Genomic DNA, 15931 nt, shown 5'->3' with positions numbered 1-15931 from the left:
ATTCAACAACGGGACGAGACTGAAACTCGCTATTGAACCGGCGTACAACACTGCTCAACATGCCGCAGGATCAAGGGAGATCGCGCATGGCCGACGCCAGGGCGGACCACGGCCGTCAGACCAGGGGGTTCCGCAGCGCCGAGCTGGGCTGGCCCGAGCTGCACCGCATTCCGCACCCGCCGCACCGGCTGCCTCTGCTCGGTGACGTCCTCGGCGCGAACCGGGCCACTCCCGTGCAGGACTCGGTGCGGCTCGGCCGCCGGCTCGGCCCGATCTTCCGGCGCCGGGCCTTCGGCAAGGAGTTCGTGCTCGTGTGGGGCGGCGGCCTCGTCGCGGACCTCTCCGACGAGTCGCGCTTCGCCAAGCACGTCGGGCTTGGCATCGCCAATCTGCGCCCGGTCGTCGGGGACGCGCTGTTCACGGCGTACAACGACGAGCCCAACTGGCAGCTTGCCCACGACGTGCTGGCGCCGGGCTTCAGCCGGGAAGCCATGGCGGCCTACCACCCGATGATGCTGGACGTCGCCGCGCGCCTGACCGAGCACTGGGACCGGGCCGCCGCGGCGGGTCACGGCGTCGACGTGCCCGGCGACATGACCAAGCTGACCCTGGAGACCATCTCCCGCACCGGCTTCGGCCACGACTTCGGCTCCTTCGAGCGGCCCCGGCTGCACCCTTTCGTGACCGCCATGGTCGGCACCCTCAGCCACGCCCAGCGGCTCAACACCGTGCCCGCGCCCATGGCCCCGCTCCTGCTGCGGGGCGCGACCCGGCGCAACGCCGCCGACATGGCGTATCTGAACCGGACCGTCGACGAGGTGGTGCGCGCCCGGCGCGCCGCGGGCGGCGGCGACGGCGACCTGCTCGACCGGATGCTGGAGACCGCTCATCCGCGGACCGGGGAGCGGCTGTCCGCGCTGAACGTGCGGCGGCAGGTCATCACCTTCCTGGTCGCCGGGCACGAGACCACCTCCGGGGCGCTCTCCTTCGCCCTGTACTACCTCGCCCGTCACCCCGAGGTCGCCGCCCTCGCCCGCGCCGAGGTCGAGCGGGTGTGGGGCGCAGCGGAGGTGCCGGCCTACGAGCAGGTCGCCAAGTTGCGGTACGTGCGCCGGGTGCTGGACGAGTCGCTGCGGCTGTGGCCGACGGCGCCCGCCTTCGCCCGCGAGGCGCGCGAGGACACGGTGCTCGCCGGGGACCACCCCATGCGGCGCGGTGCCTGGGCGCTGGTGCTGACACCGATGCTGCACCGCGACCCCGCGGTGTGGGGCGCGGACGCCGAGCGGTTCGACCCGGACCGCTTCGACGCCGCGGCCGTACGGGCCCGGCCCGGGCATGTCTTCAAGCCCTTCGGCACCGGGGCGCGCGCCTGCATAGGCCGCCAGTTCGCGCTGCACGAGGCGACCCTGGTCCTCGGCCTGCTGCTGCGCCGCTACTCCTTCCTGCCCGACCCCGGTTACCGGCTGCGGGTGGCCGAACGGCTCACCCTGATGCCGGAGGGGCTGCGGCTGCGGCTCGAGCGCCAGGCACCCGCCGGGGGCCCGTCCGCGCGCGCGGAGAGCGACGAGCGGGCGGACGAACCGCACGCGCCGCGCTGTCCCGCGCACGGGGCCGGGAGCTGAGCCGGGTCAGCCGGCGAACGCCTCGATGCCCAGCCGCTCCAGCCGCTCGGGGTCGGAGAGGATGTACATGCCGGTGATCCGTCCGTCGGCGACGGTGAGGCCCATGACCGACGCAGGCCCCTGTTCCGGCATGTTGACGAACCCGAGCGCGCCGTTGACCAGGACCATCCGTGCCGACGGCGCGAACCGGGAGAACAGCAGCGCCTGCTCGGCCACCGACTTCGCGCCCTGGAGCACCTTGGAGGAGCCCGCGCCCCGCACCAGCGCCCCGGCGTCCACGCGCAGGACGACCTCCGGGTGGAGCACGCCGACCAGCGCCTCGAAGTCGCCGGCACGCGAGGCGGCGAGGAAGGCCTCCAGGACCTGCTTCTGCCGGCCGAGGTCCGGCTCGGCGACCGGCTCGGCGCCGCGCACCCGGCGCCGGGCGCGGCTGGCGAGCTGCCGGGTGGCGGCCGGGGTGCGGTCCACGATCGGCGCGATGTCGTCGAAGGGCACGGCGAACATGTCGTGCAGCACGAAGGCCAGCCGCTCGTCCGGCTCGAGGTTCTCCAGGACGACGAGGAGGGCGAGGCCGACCGAGTCGGCGTGCAGAATCTCCCGCTCCGGGTCGAGCCGGGCGAGCGGCCGCAGTTCGGGGTCCGGGACGAAGGTGTCGAACCGGTCGTCGATCGACTCCTCGCGGCGTGCGCTGCGCGAGCGCAGCAGGTCGAGGCAGACCCGGCCGGTCACGGTGGTCAGCCAGCCGCCGAGGTTCCCGATGGCGCCGGTGTCGGTGCGGCTGAGCTTGAGCCAGGTCTCCTGCACCGCGTCCTCCGCCTCGGCCTGCGAGCCGAGCATGCGGTAGGCCACGGCCCGCAGATGCCCTCGGTGTTCCTCGAAGCGGTCGGCCAGTGCCTGGCTGGTGTCCATGCCTGCCTCTCCCCCGGGTGTCGTCGGCTGCCGCGTCATCTGCTGAACAGTTCGAAGGCCACGGCCGGACGTCCGCCGAAGCGCTCCGCCGCCGCCTCGGCGTTCGCCATGAGGAAGCCGCGGGCGTACGTCTGCGGGTCCTCGTCGGTCAACGCCTCGATGTAGGTGCGGTGTTCCAGCAGCGAGCGCACCGCGCGCTCCAGGCCCGGCGTGGCGTCCGCCGCGTGGGTGGGCGAGGCCGAGCCGGCGACCGCGACCCAGCGCACGCCGTCCCAGGGTTCGAGTCCCTGCTAGGTCAGCTCGGGGAAGATCCAGCGGTTGCCCGCGTCGGCGGCGGCGTCGAGGGTGGCCCGGCCGACCGCCACGTGGTCGGGGGTGTTCCAGGCGGTGCCGCCCCAGGTGTCCCGGTGGTTGAGGGTGATCACCAGCTCGGGCCGGTGGCGGCGGATCGCGGCGGCGATGTCCCGGCGCAGCGCGGGGCCGTACTCGATCGTCCCGTCGCGGTGGTCGAGGAACTCCACGCTCGTCACGCCGACGACCGCCGCGCTCGCCCGCTGCTCCCGTTCGCGCAGCGGGCCGCACACGGCGGGCTCCAGCGTGTCGATGCCGGCCTCGCCCCGGCTCGCGAGGACGTACGCGACCTCACGGCCGGCGTCGGTCCAGGCGGCGACGGCCGCCGAGCAGCCGTACTCGAGGTCGTCCGGATGGGCCACCACGGCCAGGGCCCGCCGCCAGTCCTCGGGCAGGGGTTGCAGCGCTGTCGTCGGCTCGGTCATGGGCGCAGACTAATCCCTGCCGGTGACAGCGGCCCGCCCTTTGTGGATCTTGCGGGCGGGGCGGTGCCTCACACCTCGTCGCGGGCCAGGGCGAGCAACCGGTCCAGGACCCGGGGGCCGCCCACGCGCACCCCGTCGTGCTCGAACTCGTCGGTCACCCAAGTGCGCAGACCGCGGATCGCGCGGGCGGTGGCGAGGGAGTGGTCCGCGTCGACGTACATGTCGTCGTGGTAGACGGCCGCGGCGACCGGCACCTCGTTGCCGGCCAGCCGCTCACGGTCGTACAGGGGCGTCCAGTCGGTGCGGGCGGCGAGCAGGTCGGCGGTCTCCTTCAGCGGGCGCAGCGCCGGGTCGCAGTCGAACACCCAGGGGTGGACGGTCTCGCCGGTGAACAGCAGCGGTCCGTCGCCCGCGAGCGCCTTGGCCGCGTCGAACTGCGGGAACTCCGCGCGGACCCGCTCGGCGGCCCAGGCGGTGGGCCGGGCGTCCTGGCCGTAGATCGACTCGTGCACGAGGGCGTACAGCGGGTGCGGGCCGTGCGACAGCAGGGAGCGCACCTCTTCCTGGAAGGCGTCCGAGAGCTGCCGGCCGCCCGGGGTGGGGACGAACGCGTCCTCCAGCAGGTAGTGCAGGCGGTGGCTGCCGTCGCCGGTGCCCAGCAGGATGCCGAGGGACTGGAAGGCCTCGACGGTGAGTCGGTACCCGCCGGGCAGGACCACCTCGTGGGCGAGCAGGTGCTCGGCGATACGGCGGGCCCGCTCGACGTCCTGCGGGTAGCGGGCGTAGTGCGCGGCGACCTTGCGTTCGATGCGCGGGTAGGCGGCCCGGTAGACGTCGTCGGCGTGGGCGTCGAGGGAGGGCAGCCCGCCGGTGATCAGCGCGGTGGCCAGGCCCTCGGGGGCGGTGGAGAGGTAGTGGACGGTGCAAAACCCGCCGAAGCTCTGCCCGAGGACCGTCCAGGGCGCGCCGCCGGTGACCTGGGGCCGGATGGCCTCGCAGTCCCGGACGATGGAGTCGGCGCGGAAGTGCGTGAGGTAGTCGGCCTGTGCGGCCGGGCCGCCGCGCAGCGGCAGGGTCTGGCGGTTGGCGGGGGTGGAGGCGCGGGTGCCGCGCTGGTCCAGCAGCAGCACCCGGAACTCGCGCAGCGCGCGGTCCAGCCAGCCGGTGCGGCCGGTGAAGCGCTGGGCGCCGAAGCCGGGGCCGCCCTGGAGGTAGACCAGCCACGGCAGGTCCTGGCGGGCCTTGTCGCTCGCGACCACCTCTCGGGCGTACAGCTCGATGGTCTCCCCCGAGGGGTCGGCGTGGTCGAGCGGCACGGTGAAGCGGCGGTCGGTGAGGTGGACGCCGGGCTGGCGGTAGCGGTCGGTCAACGCGTCTCCCCGGTGCGGGCGGTGGGTGCGGACGGATCCCAGTCCAGCACACGCCGGACCACCGCGCGCCGCCGGGGCAACTGAACAGCCGGTCACCCGTCGCTGACCGATGGGTCAGCGCCCCGGCAGGCTGGAGCGGCGTACCACCAGCTCCGGCTGGAGCACCACACGGCGGTGCTCGTGCGGCTGCTCGCCGCGCTCCTCGGTCTCCTCCAGCAGCAGCTCGGCGGCGAGCGCGCCGATGGTGACGGCGGGCTGGCGCACCGAGGTGAGCGGGACAGCCGCGGCGGCGGCGAACTCGATGTCGTCGTAGCCGACGATCGCGAGGTCGTCGGGGACGCCCACCCCGGCCGCGTACATGGCCTGGAGTACGCCGAGGGCGAGCAGATCGTTGGCGCAGAACACGGCCGTGGGCCGCTCGGCGAGGCCGAGGAGGCGGGCGCCGGCGTCGCGGCCGGCGGCGACGTCGAGGCGCTCGGTGGGGATCTCGCGCAGCGCTCCGGGGCCGAGTCCCGCCTCGGCAAGGGCGTTCAGGGCGCCCGTGCGGCGGTCGCGGACCTGGTTCAGCCCGGGCGGGCCGCTGACGTACGCGATCGAGCGGTGCCCGGCGTCCACCAGGTGCCGCACCGCCAGGGCACCGCCGGCGACGTCGTCGACGGACACCGAGCACTCGGCGGCGCCCTCGGCGACCCGGTCGACCAGGACGAACGGGATGCCGTGCCGGCGGAAGGCGCCGATGTTGCGGCCGGAGGCGTCGGTGGGGGTGAGCAGCACGCCCCGCACCCGTTGTTCGGCGAAGAGGGACAGGTACTCGGCCTCCTCACCGGCGCTCTGCGCGCTGTTGCAGACCATCACGCCGAGCCCCGCCTCGCGTGCGGCCCGCTCGGCGCCGCGCGCGACGTCCACGAAGAACGGGTTGCCCATGTCCAGCACCAGCAGCCCCATGATCCGGCTGCGGCCCGCGCGCAGCTGGCGTGCGGACTCGCTGCGGACGTAGCCGAGCCGCTCGATCGCGGACAGTACCCGCGCCCGGGTCTCCTGGGCGACCGTGTCCGGCCGGTTGATCACGTTCGACACCGTGCCGACGGAGACTCCTGCGACGCGGGCGACGTCCTTGATACCCACCGACTGGGCCATCGGGCAGGGACCTCCTGGGGTTCTGGAGCGGCGGGGAGAGCTTCACACTACGTCACGCGAGGTGGAAGACCTCGGTGAGCTGTCCTCGCCCCGCCGGGACGGGACCCGTCGAGCGACGCGAAGCAGAGCCCCTCCCGGATCCCGGCCTGCCGCGTGGATCAGAAGTCGAACCGGTCGATGTTCTCGGCGTCGAACACGGTCGGCTTGCCGAGGCTGATCACGCCGTCCCGGCCGATGGTGTACGTCGTGGAGCCGGCCTTGAACGTCTCGCCCTCCTTGCCGGTGATCTGGCCGGACGACAGGGCGACAGCGGTACGTGCGGCGAGGTCGCCGAGCCTGGCCGGGTCCCACAGCTCGAACGCGTCGACCGTGCCGTTCTTGACGTACTTGCGCATGTCGTTGGGGGTGGCGAGGCCGGTCAGCTCGACCTTGCCCTTGTACTTGGAGCCGGACAGGTACTGGGCGGCCGCCTTGATGCCGACGGTGGTCGGGGAGATGATCCCCTTCAGGTGCGGGTGCTCCTGGAGCAGGCCCTGGGTCTGCTGGAACGACTGCTGCGGGTCGTCGTTGCCGTAGGCGATCTTGACGAGCTTGACGTCCTTGTACTTGGGGTCCTTCAGCTCGTCCTTCATGTAGCCGATCCACGTGTTCTGGTTCGTCGCGGTCTGCGCGGCGGACAGGATCGCGATCTCGCCCTTGTAGCCGATCTGCCGGGCGAGGAGCTGCACCTCGGTGCGGCCGAGGTCCTCGGCGGAGGCCTGCGAGACGAAGGCGTTGCGGCAGCCGGTCTTGGTGTCGGAGTCGTAGGTGACGACCTTGACGCCGTTGCGCATGGCCTGCTTCAGCGCGGTGCACAGGGCACCGGGGTCCTGAGCCGACACGGCCATGGCGTTCACCTGCTGCTGGGTGAGCGTGTTGACGTAGGAGACCTGCCCCGCGGTGTCCGTGGCGCTGGACGGGCCGACCTCCTTGTAGGTGCTGCCCAGCTCGGTGAGCGCCTTCTCGCCGCCCTTGTCGGCGCTGGTGAAGTAGGGGTTGTTGACCTGCTTGGGCAGGAAGCCGACGGTCAGCCCCTTCTTGGTGGCGGCGTTGGGGTCGGCCTTGCCGGCGACGGCGCCGGCCCCGGAACCCTCTTTCTGCACATCGTTCTTGGTGGTACCACCGCAGGCGGTGGCGGCGAGGGAGAGTGCGGTGACAGTGGCGAGGGCGACACAGGTGCGGCGGAGGGATTGCTTGCGCATGGCAACGGGTCCTTAGCGACGAGGGGGGAGCGAGCTGAACGCGCTTCTTCAGGGGCGCGGGGAACTGCGCGACCGGCCACGGACGGCCCGCAGCCGGAAGACGGCCTAACCAGCGGAGCGGGCCGCGGAGCGAGCCGCCGCGCGGGCGACGGCGACCTGGCGGGCCACACGGGGCCCGAGCACGGAGACCACGAGCAGCACACCGGTCACGACGATCTGCGACTGCGCGGAGACGTTCAGCAGACTCATCACGTTCTGCAGCGCGCCCAGCAGGAACACCCCGGCGATCGCGCCGCCGAGCGTGCCCCTGCCGCCGTCGAAGTCGATGCCGCCGAGCAACACGGCGGCGACGACGGACAGTTCGAGACCCGTGGCGTTGTCGTAGCGCGCGCTGGCGTAGTGCAGGGCCCAGAAGATCCCGGTCAGCGAGGCCATGAACCCGGTCGCGACGAACAGCAGCAGCTTGGACCTCTTGACGCGGATGCCGGCGAACCGCGCCGCCTCCTCGCTCGCGCCGATCGCGAACAGCGACCGCCCGAACGGGGTGGCGTGCAGGACGACGACGGCGACGACGAGCAGCGCGAGGAAGGGCAGGAAGGCCTGCGGCAGGAAGCTGTCCCCGATCCGGCCCGCGGCGAAGTCCAGGTAGCGCGGCGGGAAGTCGGTCACCGCGTTCGAACCGAGCACGATCTGCGCGATGCCCCGGTAGAGAGCGAGCGTGCCGATGGTGACGGCGAGCGAGGGCAGGCCGAGCCGGGTCACGAGCAGGCCGTTGACCAGGCCGCAGACCACGCCGAGCAGAAGGCACAGCGGGATGATCGTCTCGATGGCCATGCCCTCGTTCCACAGCCGGCCCATCACCGCGCCGGACAGCCCGGCGGTGGAGGCGACCGACAGGTCGATCTCACCGGAGACGACGAGCAGGGTCATCGGCAGGGCGATGAGGGCGATCGGCAGGGTGTTGCCGATGAGGAAAGACAGGTTCAGCGCGTTGCCGAAGCCGTCCACGAGGGAGAACGACAGCAGGAGCAGGACGATCAGCAGGACTCCGACCACCGTGTCCCAGCGGACGGCACGGGTCAGGGACTCAGGCATGGCGGGCGTCCCCCTTCTGCGGGAGCGGCTTCACATGGGCCGGCTTCTTCTTCAGGGCGGCGGCCACCCGCAGGGCGACGATCCGGTCGACCGCGATGGCGAGCAGCAGCAGGGCGCCGTTGATGGCGAGCACCCACACGCTGCTGACGCCCAGCGCGGGCAGCACGCTGTTGACCGAGGTCAGCAGCAGAGCGCCCAGGGCGGCGCCGTAGACGCTGCCGGAGCCGCCGGTGAAGACGACGCCGCCGACCACCACCGCGCTGACGACGGTGAGTTCGTAGCCGCTGCCGGTGCCGGAGTCGACGTTGCCGAACCGGGCCAGGTACATCGCACCGGCGAGTCCGGCGAGCGCCCCGCAGAAGGTGTACGCGGCGAGGATGCGCTTGCGGACGGGGATCCCGGCGAGCCGCGCGGCCTCCGGGTTGGAGCCGAGCGCGTACAGCTCGCGTCCGCTGCCGTAGTGCTTGAGGTAGTAGGCCGTCGCGACGAGCACGACGAGGGCGATCAGCGCCAGGTAGGGGATGGCGGAGAAGCCGCCGGAGCCGAAGTCGACGAAGGAGCCGGGCAGATCGGCCGCGGTGATCTGGCGGGAGCCGACCCAGATGGAGTCGACGCCGCGGATGATGTAGAGCGTGCCGAGGGTGACGACCAGGGCGGGCACCTGGCCGAGGCTGACGAGCAGGCCGTTGAGCAGCCCGAAGCCGATGCCGAGCAGGACGGCGAGGACGATCGCGACGACGGGGTTGCCGCCGCCCTGGAGGCAGGTGCCCGCGGCGAACGCGCTGATGCCGAGGGTGGAGCCGACGGACAGGTCGACGTTGCGGGTGATGACGACGAGGGACTGGCCGGTGGCGACCAGCACCAGGATCGTCGCGTTCAGCAGCAGATCCTTGATGCCCTGTTCGGACAGGAACTGGCTGTTGCCGGCCTGGGTGACGGCGATCATCACCAGGAAGACGACGAGGATGGCGAGTTCACGCATCTTGAAGACGCGGTCGACGAGCCGGGTGCCACCGGACTTCGGAACGTCGGCGACGGGGGCGTGGTCGGGAGCGGTCACGGTCATGCGGCCCTCCTGACGGAGATGGCGGGCGTCACGCGGCGTGTGCTCCCGGCACGGGCGGTGGGCGTCACGCGGCGGCCCTCCTGACACAAGGGGTGGGCGTCATGCGGCGGCCCTCCCGGTGGCGGCGGCCATCACGGCTTCCTCGGTGGCTTCGGAGCGGGGGATCTCGGCCGTCAGCCGGCCCTCGTGCATCACGAGCACGCGGTCGGCCATGCCGAGGATCTCGGGCAGGTCGGAGGAGATCATCAGGACGGCGACGCCGTCGGCGGCGAGCCGGGACAGCAGCCGGTGCACCTCGGCCTTGGTGGCGACATCGATGCCGCGGGTCGGCTCGTCGACGATGAGCACCCGGGGGCTGGTGGCCAGCCACTTGGCGAGGACGACTTTCTGCTGGTTGCCGCCGGAGAGGGTGGAGACGGCGTCCGCGAGCCGGGCGTACTTCACCCGCAGCCTGACCGCCCAGTCGAGGGAGCGGCTGCGTTCGGCGCCGCGGTCCATGAGACCGGCCTTCACGGTGGTGCGCAGGCCGGTGAGGCCGATGTTGCGTTCGATGGACATGTCCATCACCAGACCCTGGGCCCGCCGGTCCTCGGGCACGAGCGCGAGTCCGGCGGCCATCGCGGTGGAGGGCGCGCCGTTGGTGAGCCTGCGGCCGTGGACCTCGACCTCGCCCGCGTCCCAGCGGTCGATGCCGAAGACGGCCCGGGCGACCTCCGTGCGGCCCGCGCCGACCAGGCCGGCGAGGCCGACGATCTCGCCGCCGCGCACCTCGAAGGAGACGTCGGAGAACACCCCCTCCCGGGTCAGCCGCCTGACGCTCAGGGCGACTTCGCCCGGCCGGACGTCCTGCTTGGGGTACAGCTCGCCGAGGTCGCGGCCGACCATGCGGCGCACCAGGTCGTCCTCCGTCATGCCGTCCAGCGGCTCGCCGGCGATCCAGGCGCCGTCGCGCAGGGTGGTGACCTTCCGGCAGATCTGGAAGATCTCCTCCAGCCGGTGGGAGACGAACAGCACCGCGGCGCCCTGTTCGCTCAGGGTCCGGACGACCCCGAAGAGACGGGCCACCTCGCTGCCGGTGAGGGCGGCGGTGGGCTCGTCCATGATCAGTACCCGGGCGTCGAAGGAGAGCGCCTTGGCGATCTCGACGATCTGCTGGTCGGCGATGGACAGGCCGCGCGCCGGGCGGTCGGGGTCGAGGCCGACGCCGAGGCGCCGCATCAGGGCGAGCGTGGCGGCGTGGGTGGCCTTGTGGTCGATGCGGCCGAGTGCCCTCTTCGGCCGGCGGCCCATGAAGATGTTCTCGGCGATCGACAGGTCCGGGAAGAGCGTGGGCTCCTGGTAGATCACGGCGATCCCGGCGTCGCGGGCGTCGCCGGGGCCGTGGAAGGTGACGGGACGGCCGTCGAGCAGCACCTGGCCGGCGTCCGGCCGGTGCACCCCGGCGAGCGTCTTGATCAGGGTCGACTTCCCGGCGCCGTTACCCCCGGCGAGTGCGTGCACCTCGCCGGGGAACAGCTCCAGACGGACGTCCCGCAGGGCCCGTACGGCACCGAAGGACTTCGAGACGTCCTTGAGCGCCAGCACCGGGACCGGCCCCGAGTCGGACGGGTGGGTCATGAGGGCTCCTCGGCGACGCCGGCGGGTCGGACCTTCGCGGCGCCGTGAAAGGTTTCAACTGGATTGCCGGGACCGTAGGCAGCGTCACTCGCCCGCGTCAATGGGTTCGTAGCGAAAAACTCCCGACGCCAGCAGGTCGCGCCCAGGTTACGACGAAGAGGGCTCGGCCGGGGTCTTGACACGCTTCCGGGCGACTCATAGCTTCGCTCTCTGAATCGTTTCATCGATGGCGCAGCGCGATGCCGTCACATCGATCCCCTGATTTCGATCCCCTGATTCGCCGATGCCACCAGGAGTCCGGAAGTGACCGACCTCGCCGCGGTGAAGGCCGCGCTCAAGACCCAGGCCGTCGAGACACCGTCATGGGCGTACGGGAACTCCGGCACCCGCTTCAAGGTGTTCGCCCAGGCGGGCGTACCCCGTGACCCGTTCGAGAAGCTGGACGACGCGGCGCAGGTCCATGCCGTGACGGGTGTCGCGCCGACGGTGGCGCTGCACATCCCCTGGGACAAGGTCGACGACTACGCGGCGCTGGCCAAGCACGCCGAGGAGCGCGGGCTGAAGCTCGGCGCGATCAACTCCAACACCTTCCAGGACGACGACTACAGGCTCGGCAGCATCTGCCACCCGGACGCGGGGGTGCGCCGCAAGGCCGTCGACCATCTGCTGGAGTGCGTCGACATCATGGACGCGACGGGCTCCGCCGATCTCAAGCTGTGGTTCGCGGACGGCACGAACTATCCGGGGCAGGACGACATCCGCGCCCGGCAGGACCGGCTCGCCGAGGGGCTGGCCGAGGTGTACGAACGGCTGGGCGAGGGGCAGCGGATGCTGCTGGAGTACAAGCTGTTCGAGCCGGCCTTCTACACGACGGATGTGCCGGACTGGGGGACCGCGTACGCGCACTGTCTGCGGCTGGGCGAGAAGGCCCGGGTCGTCGTCGACACGGGGCACCACGCGCCGGGGACGAACATCGAGTTCATCGTCGCCACGCTGCTGCGGGAGGGCAAGCTCGGCGGGTTCGACTTCAACTCGCGCTTCTACGCGGACGACGACCTGATGGTGGGCGCGGCCGATCCGTTCCAGCTGTTCCGGATCATGTTCGAGGTGGTGTGCGGGGGCGGGCTCACCTCCGAGGTGGCGTTCATGCTCGACCAGTGCCACAACATCGAGGCGAAGATCCCGGCGATCGTCCGTTCGGTGATGAACGTTCAGGAGGCCACGGCGAAGGCGCTGCTGGTGGACCGGACGGCGTTGGCTTCGGCTCAGGCCGCCGGGGATGTGCTGGGTGCCAATGCCGTGCTGATGGATGCGTACAACACCGACGTGCGGCCGCTTCTTCGTGAGGTGCGCGAGGAGATGGGGCTGGACCCCGAGCCCCTTGCCGCGTATGCGCGGTCCGGGTGGGGCGAGAAGATCGCGGCCGAGCGGGTGGGTGGGTCTCAGGCCGGGTGGGGGGCGTGAGCGTCTGCCGGGTTCCTGTTCGTTGCGGGGCGCGGGGCCGCTGTGGCTGGTCGCGCAGTTCCCCGCGCCCGTGAGCCGGCCGAGTTCTCCCTCGTCGAAAAGGACTGGAAGTTCATGACCACCCACCCCGAAGCCGCCGCTCTGCTCTCCCGTTCGCACCGGCTCGGTTCCGATCCGCGCAACACCAACTACGCCGGCGGCAACACCTCCGCCAAAGGCACCGCCACCGATCCCGTCACCGGCGGGGAGGTGGAGCTGATGTGGGTGAAGGGGTCGGGAGGCGACCTCGGCACCCTCACCGAGAGCGGGCTCGCCGTGTTGCGGCTCGATCGGCTGCGGGCGCTCGCCGGGGTGTACCCGGGTGTGGAGCGCGAGGACGAGATGGTCGCCGCGTTCGACTACTGCCTGCACGGCAAGGGCGGGGCCGCGCCGTCCATCGACACCGCCATGCACGGTCTCGTCGACGCCCCGCACGTCGATCATCTGCACCCGGACTCCGGTATCGCGCTGGCCTGTGCCGCCGACGGCGAGAAGCTGACCGCCGAGTGTTTCGGCGACACCGTGGTGTGGGTGCCGTGGCGGCGGCCCGGGTTCCAGCTGGGGCTGGACATCGCCGCGATCAAGGAGGCCCGTCCGCAGGCCATCGGCTGCGTCCTCGGCGGCCACGGGATCACCGCCTGGGGTGACACCTCCGAGGAGTGCGAGAGCAACTCGCTGCACATCATCCGCACCGCGGAGAAGTTCCTCGCCGAGCGGGGCAGGGCCGAGCCGTTCGGGCCCGTGCTCGAGGGGTACCGGGCGCTGCCGGAGAGTGAGCGGCGGGAGCGGGCGGCGGCACTGGCGCCGTATGTGCGGGCCGTCGCCTCGCAGGACCGGGCGCGGGTCGGGCACTTCGACGACTCCGGCGTGGTCCTCGACTTCCTGGCGAGGGCCGGGCATCCGCGGCTGGCGGCCCTGGGGACCTCGTGCCCGGACCACTTCCTGCGGACCAAGGTACGGCCGCTGGTGCTGGATCTGCCGCCGACCGCGCCGCTGGAGGAGACGGTCGCGCGGCTGAAGGAACTGCACGCCGCCTACCGTGAGGAATATGCCGCCTACTACCAGCGGCACGCGACCGCAGACTCCCCCGCCATGCGCGGCGCCGACCCGGCGATCGTGCTGGTGCCGGGCGTGGGCATGTTCTCCTTCGGCAAGGACAAGCAGACCGCGCGGGTGGCCGGCGAGTTCTACGTCAACGCCGTCAACGTGATGCGCGGGGCCGAGGCCGTCTCGGCGTACGCGCCGATCGAGGAGTCGGAGAAGTTCCGCATCGAGTACTGGGCGCTGGAGGAGGCGAAGCTCCGGCGGATGCCGGAGCCCAAGGCGCTGGCGACCCGGGTGGCGCTGGTGACCGGCGCCGGCAGCGGCATCGGCAAGGCGATCGCCCACCGGCTGGTGGCCGAGGGGGCGTGTGTCGTCGTCGCCGATCTCGACGGGGTCAAAGCCGCCGAGGTCGCCGAGGAGCTGGGCGGGCCGGACCGGGCCGTCGCGGTGACCGTGGACGTCACGGACGAGGAGCAGATCGCCGCCTCCTTCCGCGAGGCCGTCCTCGCCTTCGGCGGGGTGGACCTGGTGGTGAACAACGCCGGGATCTCCATCTCCAAGCCGCTGCTGGAGACGACCGCCGAGGACTGGGACCTCCAGCACGACATCATGGCCCGCGGTTCCTTCCTCGTCTCGCGGGAGGCCGCCCGGGTGATGATCGCGCAGGGGCTCGGCGGCGACATCGTGTACATCGCGTCCAAGAACGCCGTCTTCGCCGGGCCGAGCAACATCGCCTACTCCGCCACCAAGGCCGACCAGGCCCACCAGGTGCGGCTGCTCGCCGCCGAGCTGGGCGAGCACGGCATCCGGGTCAACGGCGTCAACCCGGACGGTGTGGTGCGCGGCTCGGGCATCTTCGCGGGCGGCTGGGGCGCCCAGCGGGCGGCCGTGTACGGGGTGGAGGAGGAGAAGCTGGGCGAGTTCTACGCGCAGCGGACCCTCCTCAAGCGGGAGGTGCTGCCCGAGCACGTCGCGAACGCCGTCTTCGCGCTCACCGGTGGCGACCTGACCCACACCACCGGTCTGCACATCCCGGTCGACGCCGGCGTCGCCGCCGCCTTCCTGCGATGAGCGGGCACGTGAAGGCGTACGCCGCGGTCGATCTCGGCGCCTCCAGCGGACGGGTGATGACCGGACGGGTCGGTCCGGACTCGCTGGAGCTGACCGAGGCGCACCGCTTCCCCAACCGGCCCGTGCGCACGCCCGAGGGGCTGCGCTGGGACATCCTGGCGCTGTACGCCGGGGTGCTGGACGGGCTGCGGGCGGCCGGCCGGGTGGACTCCGTCGGCATCGACAGCTGGGCCGTCGACCACGGTCTGCTGGACGCCGACGGGGCGCTGCTGGGCAACCCGGTGCACTACCGCGACCCGCGCACCGAGGGCGTCGCGGAGAAGGTGTGGGCGAGCGTCCCGGCGGCCGAGCTGTACGCGGCGACGGGCATCCAGTACGCGCCCTTCAACACGCTCTACCAACTGACGGCGGAGGCCGGCACCGCGCGGTTCGCGCTCGCCAGACGGCTGTTGCTCATTCCCGACCTGCTGACGTACTGGCTGACCGGGGAGCAGGGCACCGAGCTGACCAACGCCTCCACCACCCAGCTGATCGATCCCCGGACGCGGTCGTGGGCGTACGGGATCGCCGACCGGCTCGGCATCGACCTGGGGCTGTTCGCGCCGCTGCGGCAGCCCGGCGACCCGGCGGGCTCCCTGCGGGACGAGGTGCTGCGGGAGACCGGGCTCACCGGGCCCGTACCGGTGACGGCGGTCGGCTCGCACGACACGGCGTCGGCGGTGGCCGCGGTCCCGGCGACGGGCGAGCGCTTCGCCTACATCTGCACCGGCACCTGGTCGCTGGCCGGTCTGGAGCTGGACGCGCCGGTGCTGACCGAGGAGAGCCGGAGCGCCAACTTCACCAACGAGCTGGGCCTGGACGGCACGGTCCGCTACCTGCGCAACATCATGGGGCTGTGGCTGCTCCAGGAGTGCCGGCGGGCCTGGGGCGAGCGGGATCTGGGCGCACTGCTGCGGGAGGCGGCCGCGGCGCCGGGGCTGCGGTCGGTGGTCGACGCCGGGGACGCGGCGTTCCTGGCGCCGGGCCGGATGCCGGAACGGATCGCCGAGGCGTGCCGGGCGTCCGGTCAGCCGGTGCCGCGCACGCCGGGTGAGATCACGCGCTGCATCCTGGACTCCCTGGCGCTCGCCCACCGGCGGGCGGTCCAGGACGCGCAGCGGCTCGCCGGGCATCCGGTGGACGTGGTGCACGTGGTCGGCGGGGGCACCCGCAACGCGCTGCTGTGCCGGCTGACCGCCGACGCCTGCGGGCTGCCGGTGGTGGCGGGTCCGACGGAGGCGGCCGCGCTCGGCAACGTGCTGGTGCAGGCCCGCACGCACGGACTGGTGGGCGACCTGACCGGCATGCGGCGTCTGCTGGTGCGTACCCAGCCGCTGACGCGGTACGAACCGCGCGGCGACACGGGGCGGTGGCGGGCGGCCGAGGCCCGGCTCGCCGCCCGGTGAGCGGGGCCTCCCCCGGCCCCCGGGGCGGCGATTAC

11 protein-coding genes and 1 pseudogene are annotated in these 15931 nt (G+C 72.4%); 4 read left to right on the top strand and 8 right to left on the bottom strand.

Annotated elements, in window-relative coordinates; translation table 11 throughout:
• The first annotated feature begins 86 nt into the window (after positions 1 to 86).
• Positions 87 to 1622, top strand: coding sequence for a cytochrome P450 (locus tag AB0E88_RS14755; protein WP_361629551.1), 1536 nt, complete (start codon positions 87 to 89; stop codon positions 1620 to 1622).
• A gap of 6 nt (positions 1623 to 1628) precedes the next feature.
• Here AB0E88_RS14755 and AB0E88_RS14750 read toward each other — a convergent pair whose 3' ends face one another.
• The 8 genes and pseudogenes from AB0E88_RS14750 to AB0E88_RS14715 form a co-directional block, all read right to left on the bottom strand.
• A complete protein-coding gene (locus tag AB0E88_RS14750) occupies positions 1629 to 2531 on the bottom strand; it encodes a sigma-70 family RNA polymerase sigma factor (RefSeq protein ID WP_361629548.1) in 903 nt (300 codons plus the stop codon).
• 35 nt (positions 2532 to 2566) lie between these two features.
• A pseudogene (locus AB0E88_RS14745) lies at positions 2567 to 3307 on the bottom strand (PIG-L deacetylase family protein).
• 68 nt (positions 3308 to 3375) lie between these two features.
• Positions 3376 to 4677 (bottom strand): alpha/beta fold hydrolase, encoded by a 1302-nt coding sequence (locus tag AB0E88_RS14740; protein WP_361629545.1) that lies wholly within the window; start codon positions 4675 to 4677, stop codon positions 3376 to 3378.
• 114 nt (positions 4678 to 4791) lie between these two features.
• The gene (locus AB0E88_RS14735) at positions 4792 to 5814 is read right to left on the bottom strand and encodes a LacI family DNA-binding transcriptional regulator (RefSeq protein WP_361629542.1); all 1023 of its coding nucleotides are present in this window, start codon (positions 5812 to 5814) and stop codon (positions 4792 to 4794) included.
• A 158-nt stretch (positions 5815 to 5972) separates the two neighbouring features.
• Positions 5973 to 7055, bottom strand: a complete 1083-nt coding sequence (gene rhaS, locus AB0E88_RS14730) for a rhamnose ABC transporter substrate-binding protein (RefSeq protein WP_361629539.1) — start codon at positions 7053 to 7055, stop codon at positions 5973 to 5975.
• Positions 7056 to 7160: 105 nt separating this feature from the next.
• Positions 7161 to 8150, bottom strand: coding sequence for an ABC transporter permease (locus AB0E88_RS14725; RefSeq protein ID WP_361629536.1), 990 nt, complete (start codon positions 8148 to 8150; stop codon positions 7161 to 7163).
• Positions 8143 to 9216 (bottom strand): ABC transporter permease, encoded by a 1074-nt coding sequence (locus AB0E88_RS14720; RefSeq protein WP_361629533.1) that lies wholly within the window; start codon positions 9214 to 9216, stop codon positions 8143 to 8145. The genes AB0E88_RS14725 and AB0E88_RS14720 overlap by 8 nt, the downstream gene beginning before the upstream one ends.
• Positions 9217 to 9315: 99 nt before the next feature.
• A complete protein-coding gene (locus AB0E88_RS14715) occupies positions 9316 to 10833 on the bottom strand; it encodes a sugar ABC transporter ATP-binding protein (protein WP_361629530.1) in 1518 nt (505 codons plus the stop codon).
• Positions 10834 to 11136: 303 nt separating this feature from the next.
• Here AB0E88_RS14715 and rhaI point away from each other — a divergent pair, with 303 nt between their 5' ends.
• The 3 genes from rhaI (at position 11137) to AB0E88_RS14700 (ending at position 15896) form a co-directional block, all read left to right on the top strand.
• The gene (gene rhaI, locus AB0E88_RS14710; RefSeq protein WP_361629527.1) at positions 11137 to 12297 is read left to right on the top strand and encodes an L-rhamnose isomerase; all 1161 of its coding nucleotides are present in this window, start codon (positions 11137 to 11139) and stop codon (positions 12295 to 12297) included.
• 114 nt (positions 12298 to 12411) lie between these two features.
• On the top strand, positions 12412 to 14451 hold the full coding sequence (locus tag AB0E88_RS14705; RefSeq protein ID WP_361629524.1) for a bifunctional aldolase/short-chain dehydrogenase: 2040 nt from the start codon (positions 12412 to 12414) through the stop codon (positions 14449 to 14451).
• Positions 14448 to 15896 carry a rhamnulokinase family protein gene (locus AB0E88_RS14700; RefSeq protein WP_361629521.1) on the top strand — a complete coding sequence of 483 codons (1449 nt, stop codon included), beginning with the start codon at positions 14448 to 14450 and terminating at the stop codon, positions 15894 to 15896. Before AB0E88_RS14705 ends, AB0E88_RS14700 begins: the two co-directional genes overlap by 4 nt.
• Positions 15897 to 15931: the final 35 nt, after the last annotated feature.

The organism is Streptomyces sp. NPDC028635, assembly GCF_040637635.1.
Taxonomy (GTDB): domain Bacteria; phylum Actinomycetota; class Actinomycetes; order Streptomycetales; family Streptomycetaceae; genus Streptomyces.
This window is presented reverse-complemented; position numbering and strand designations above follow the sequence as displayed.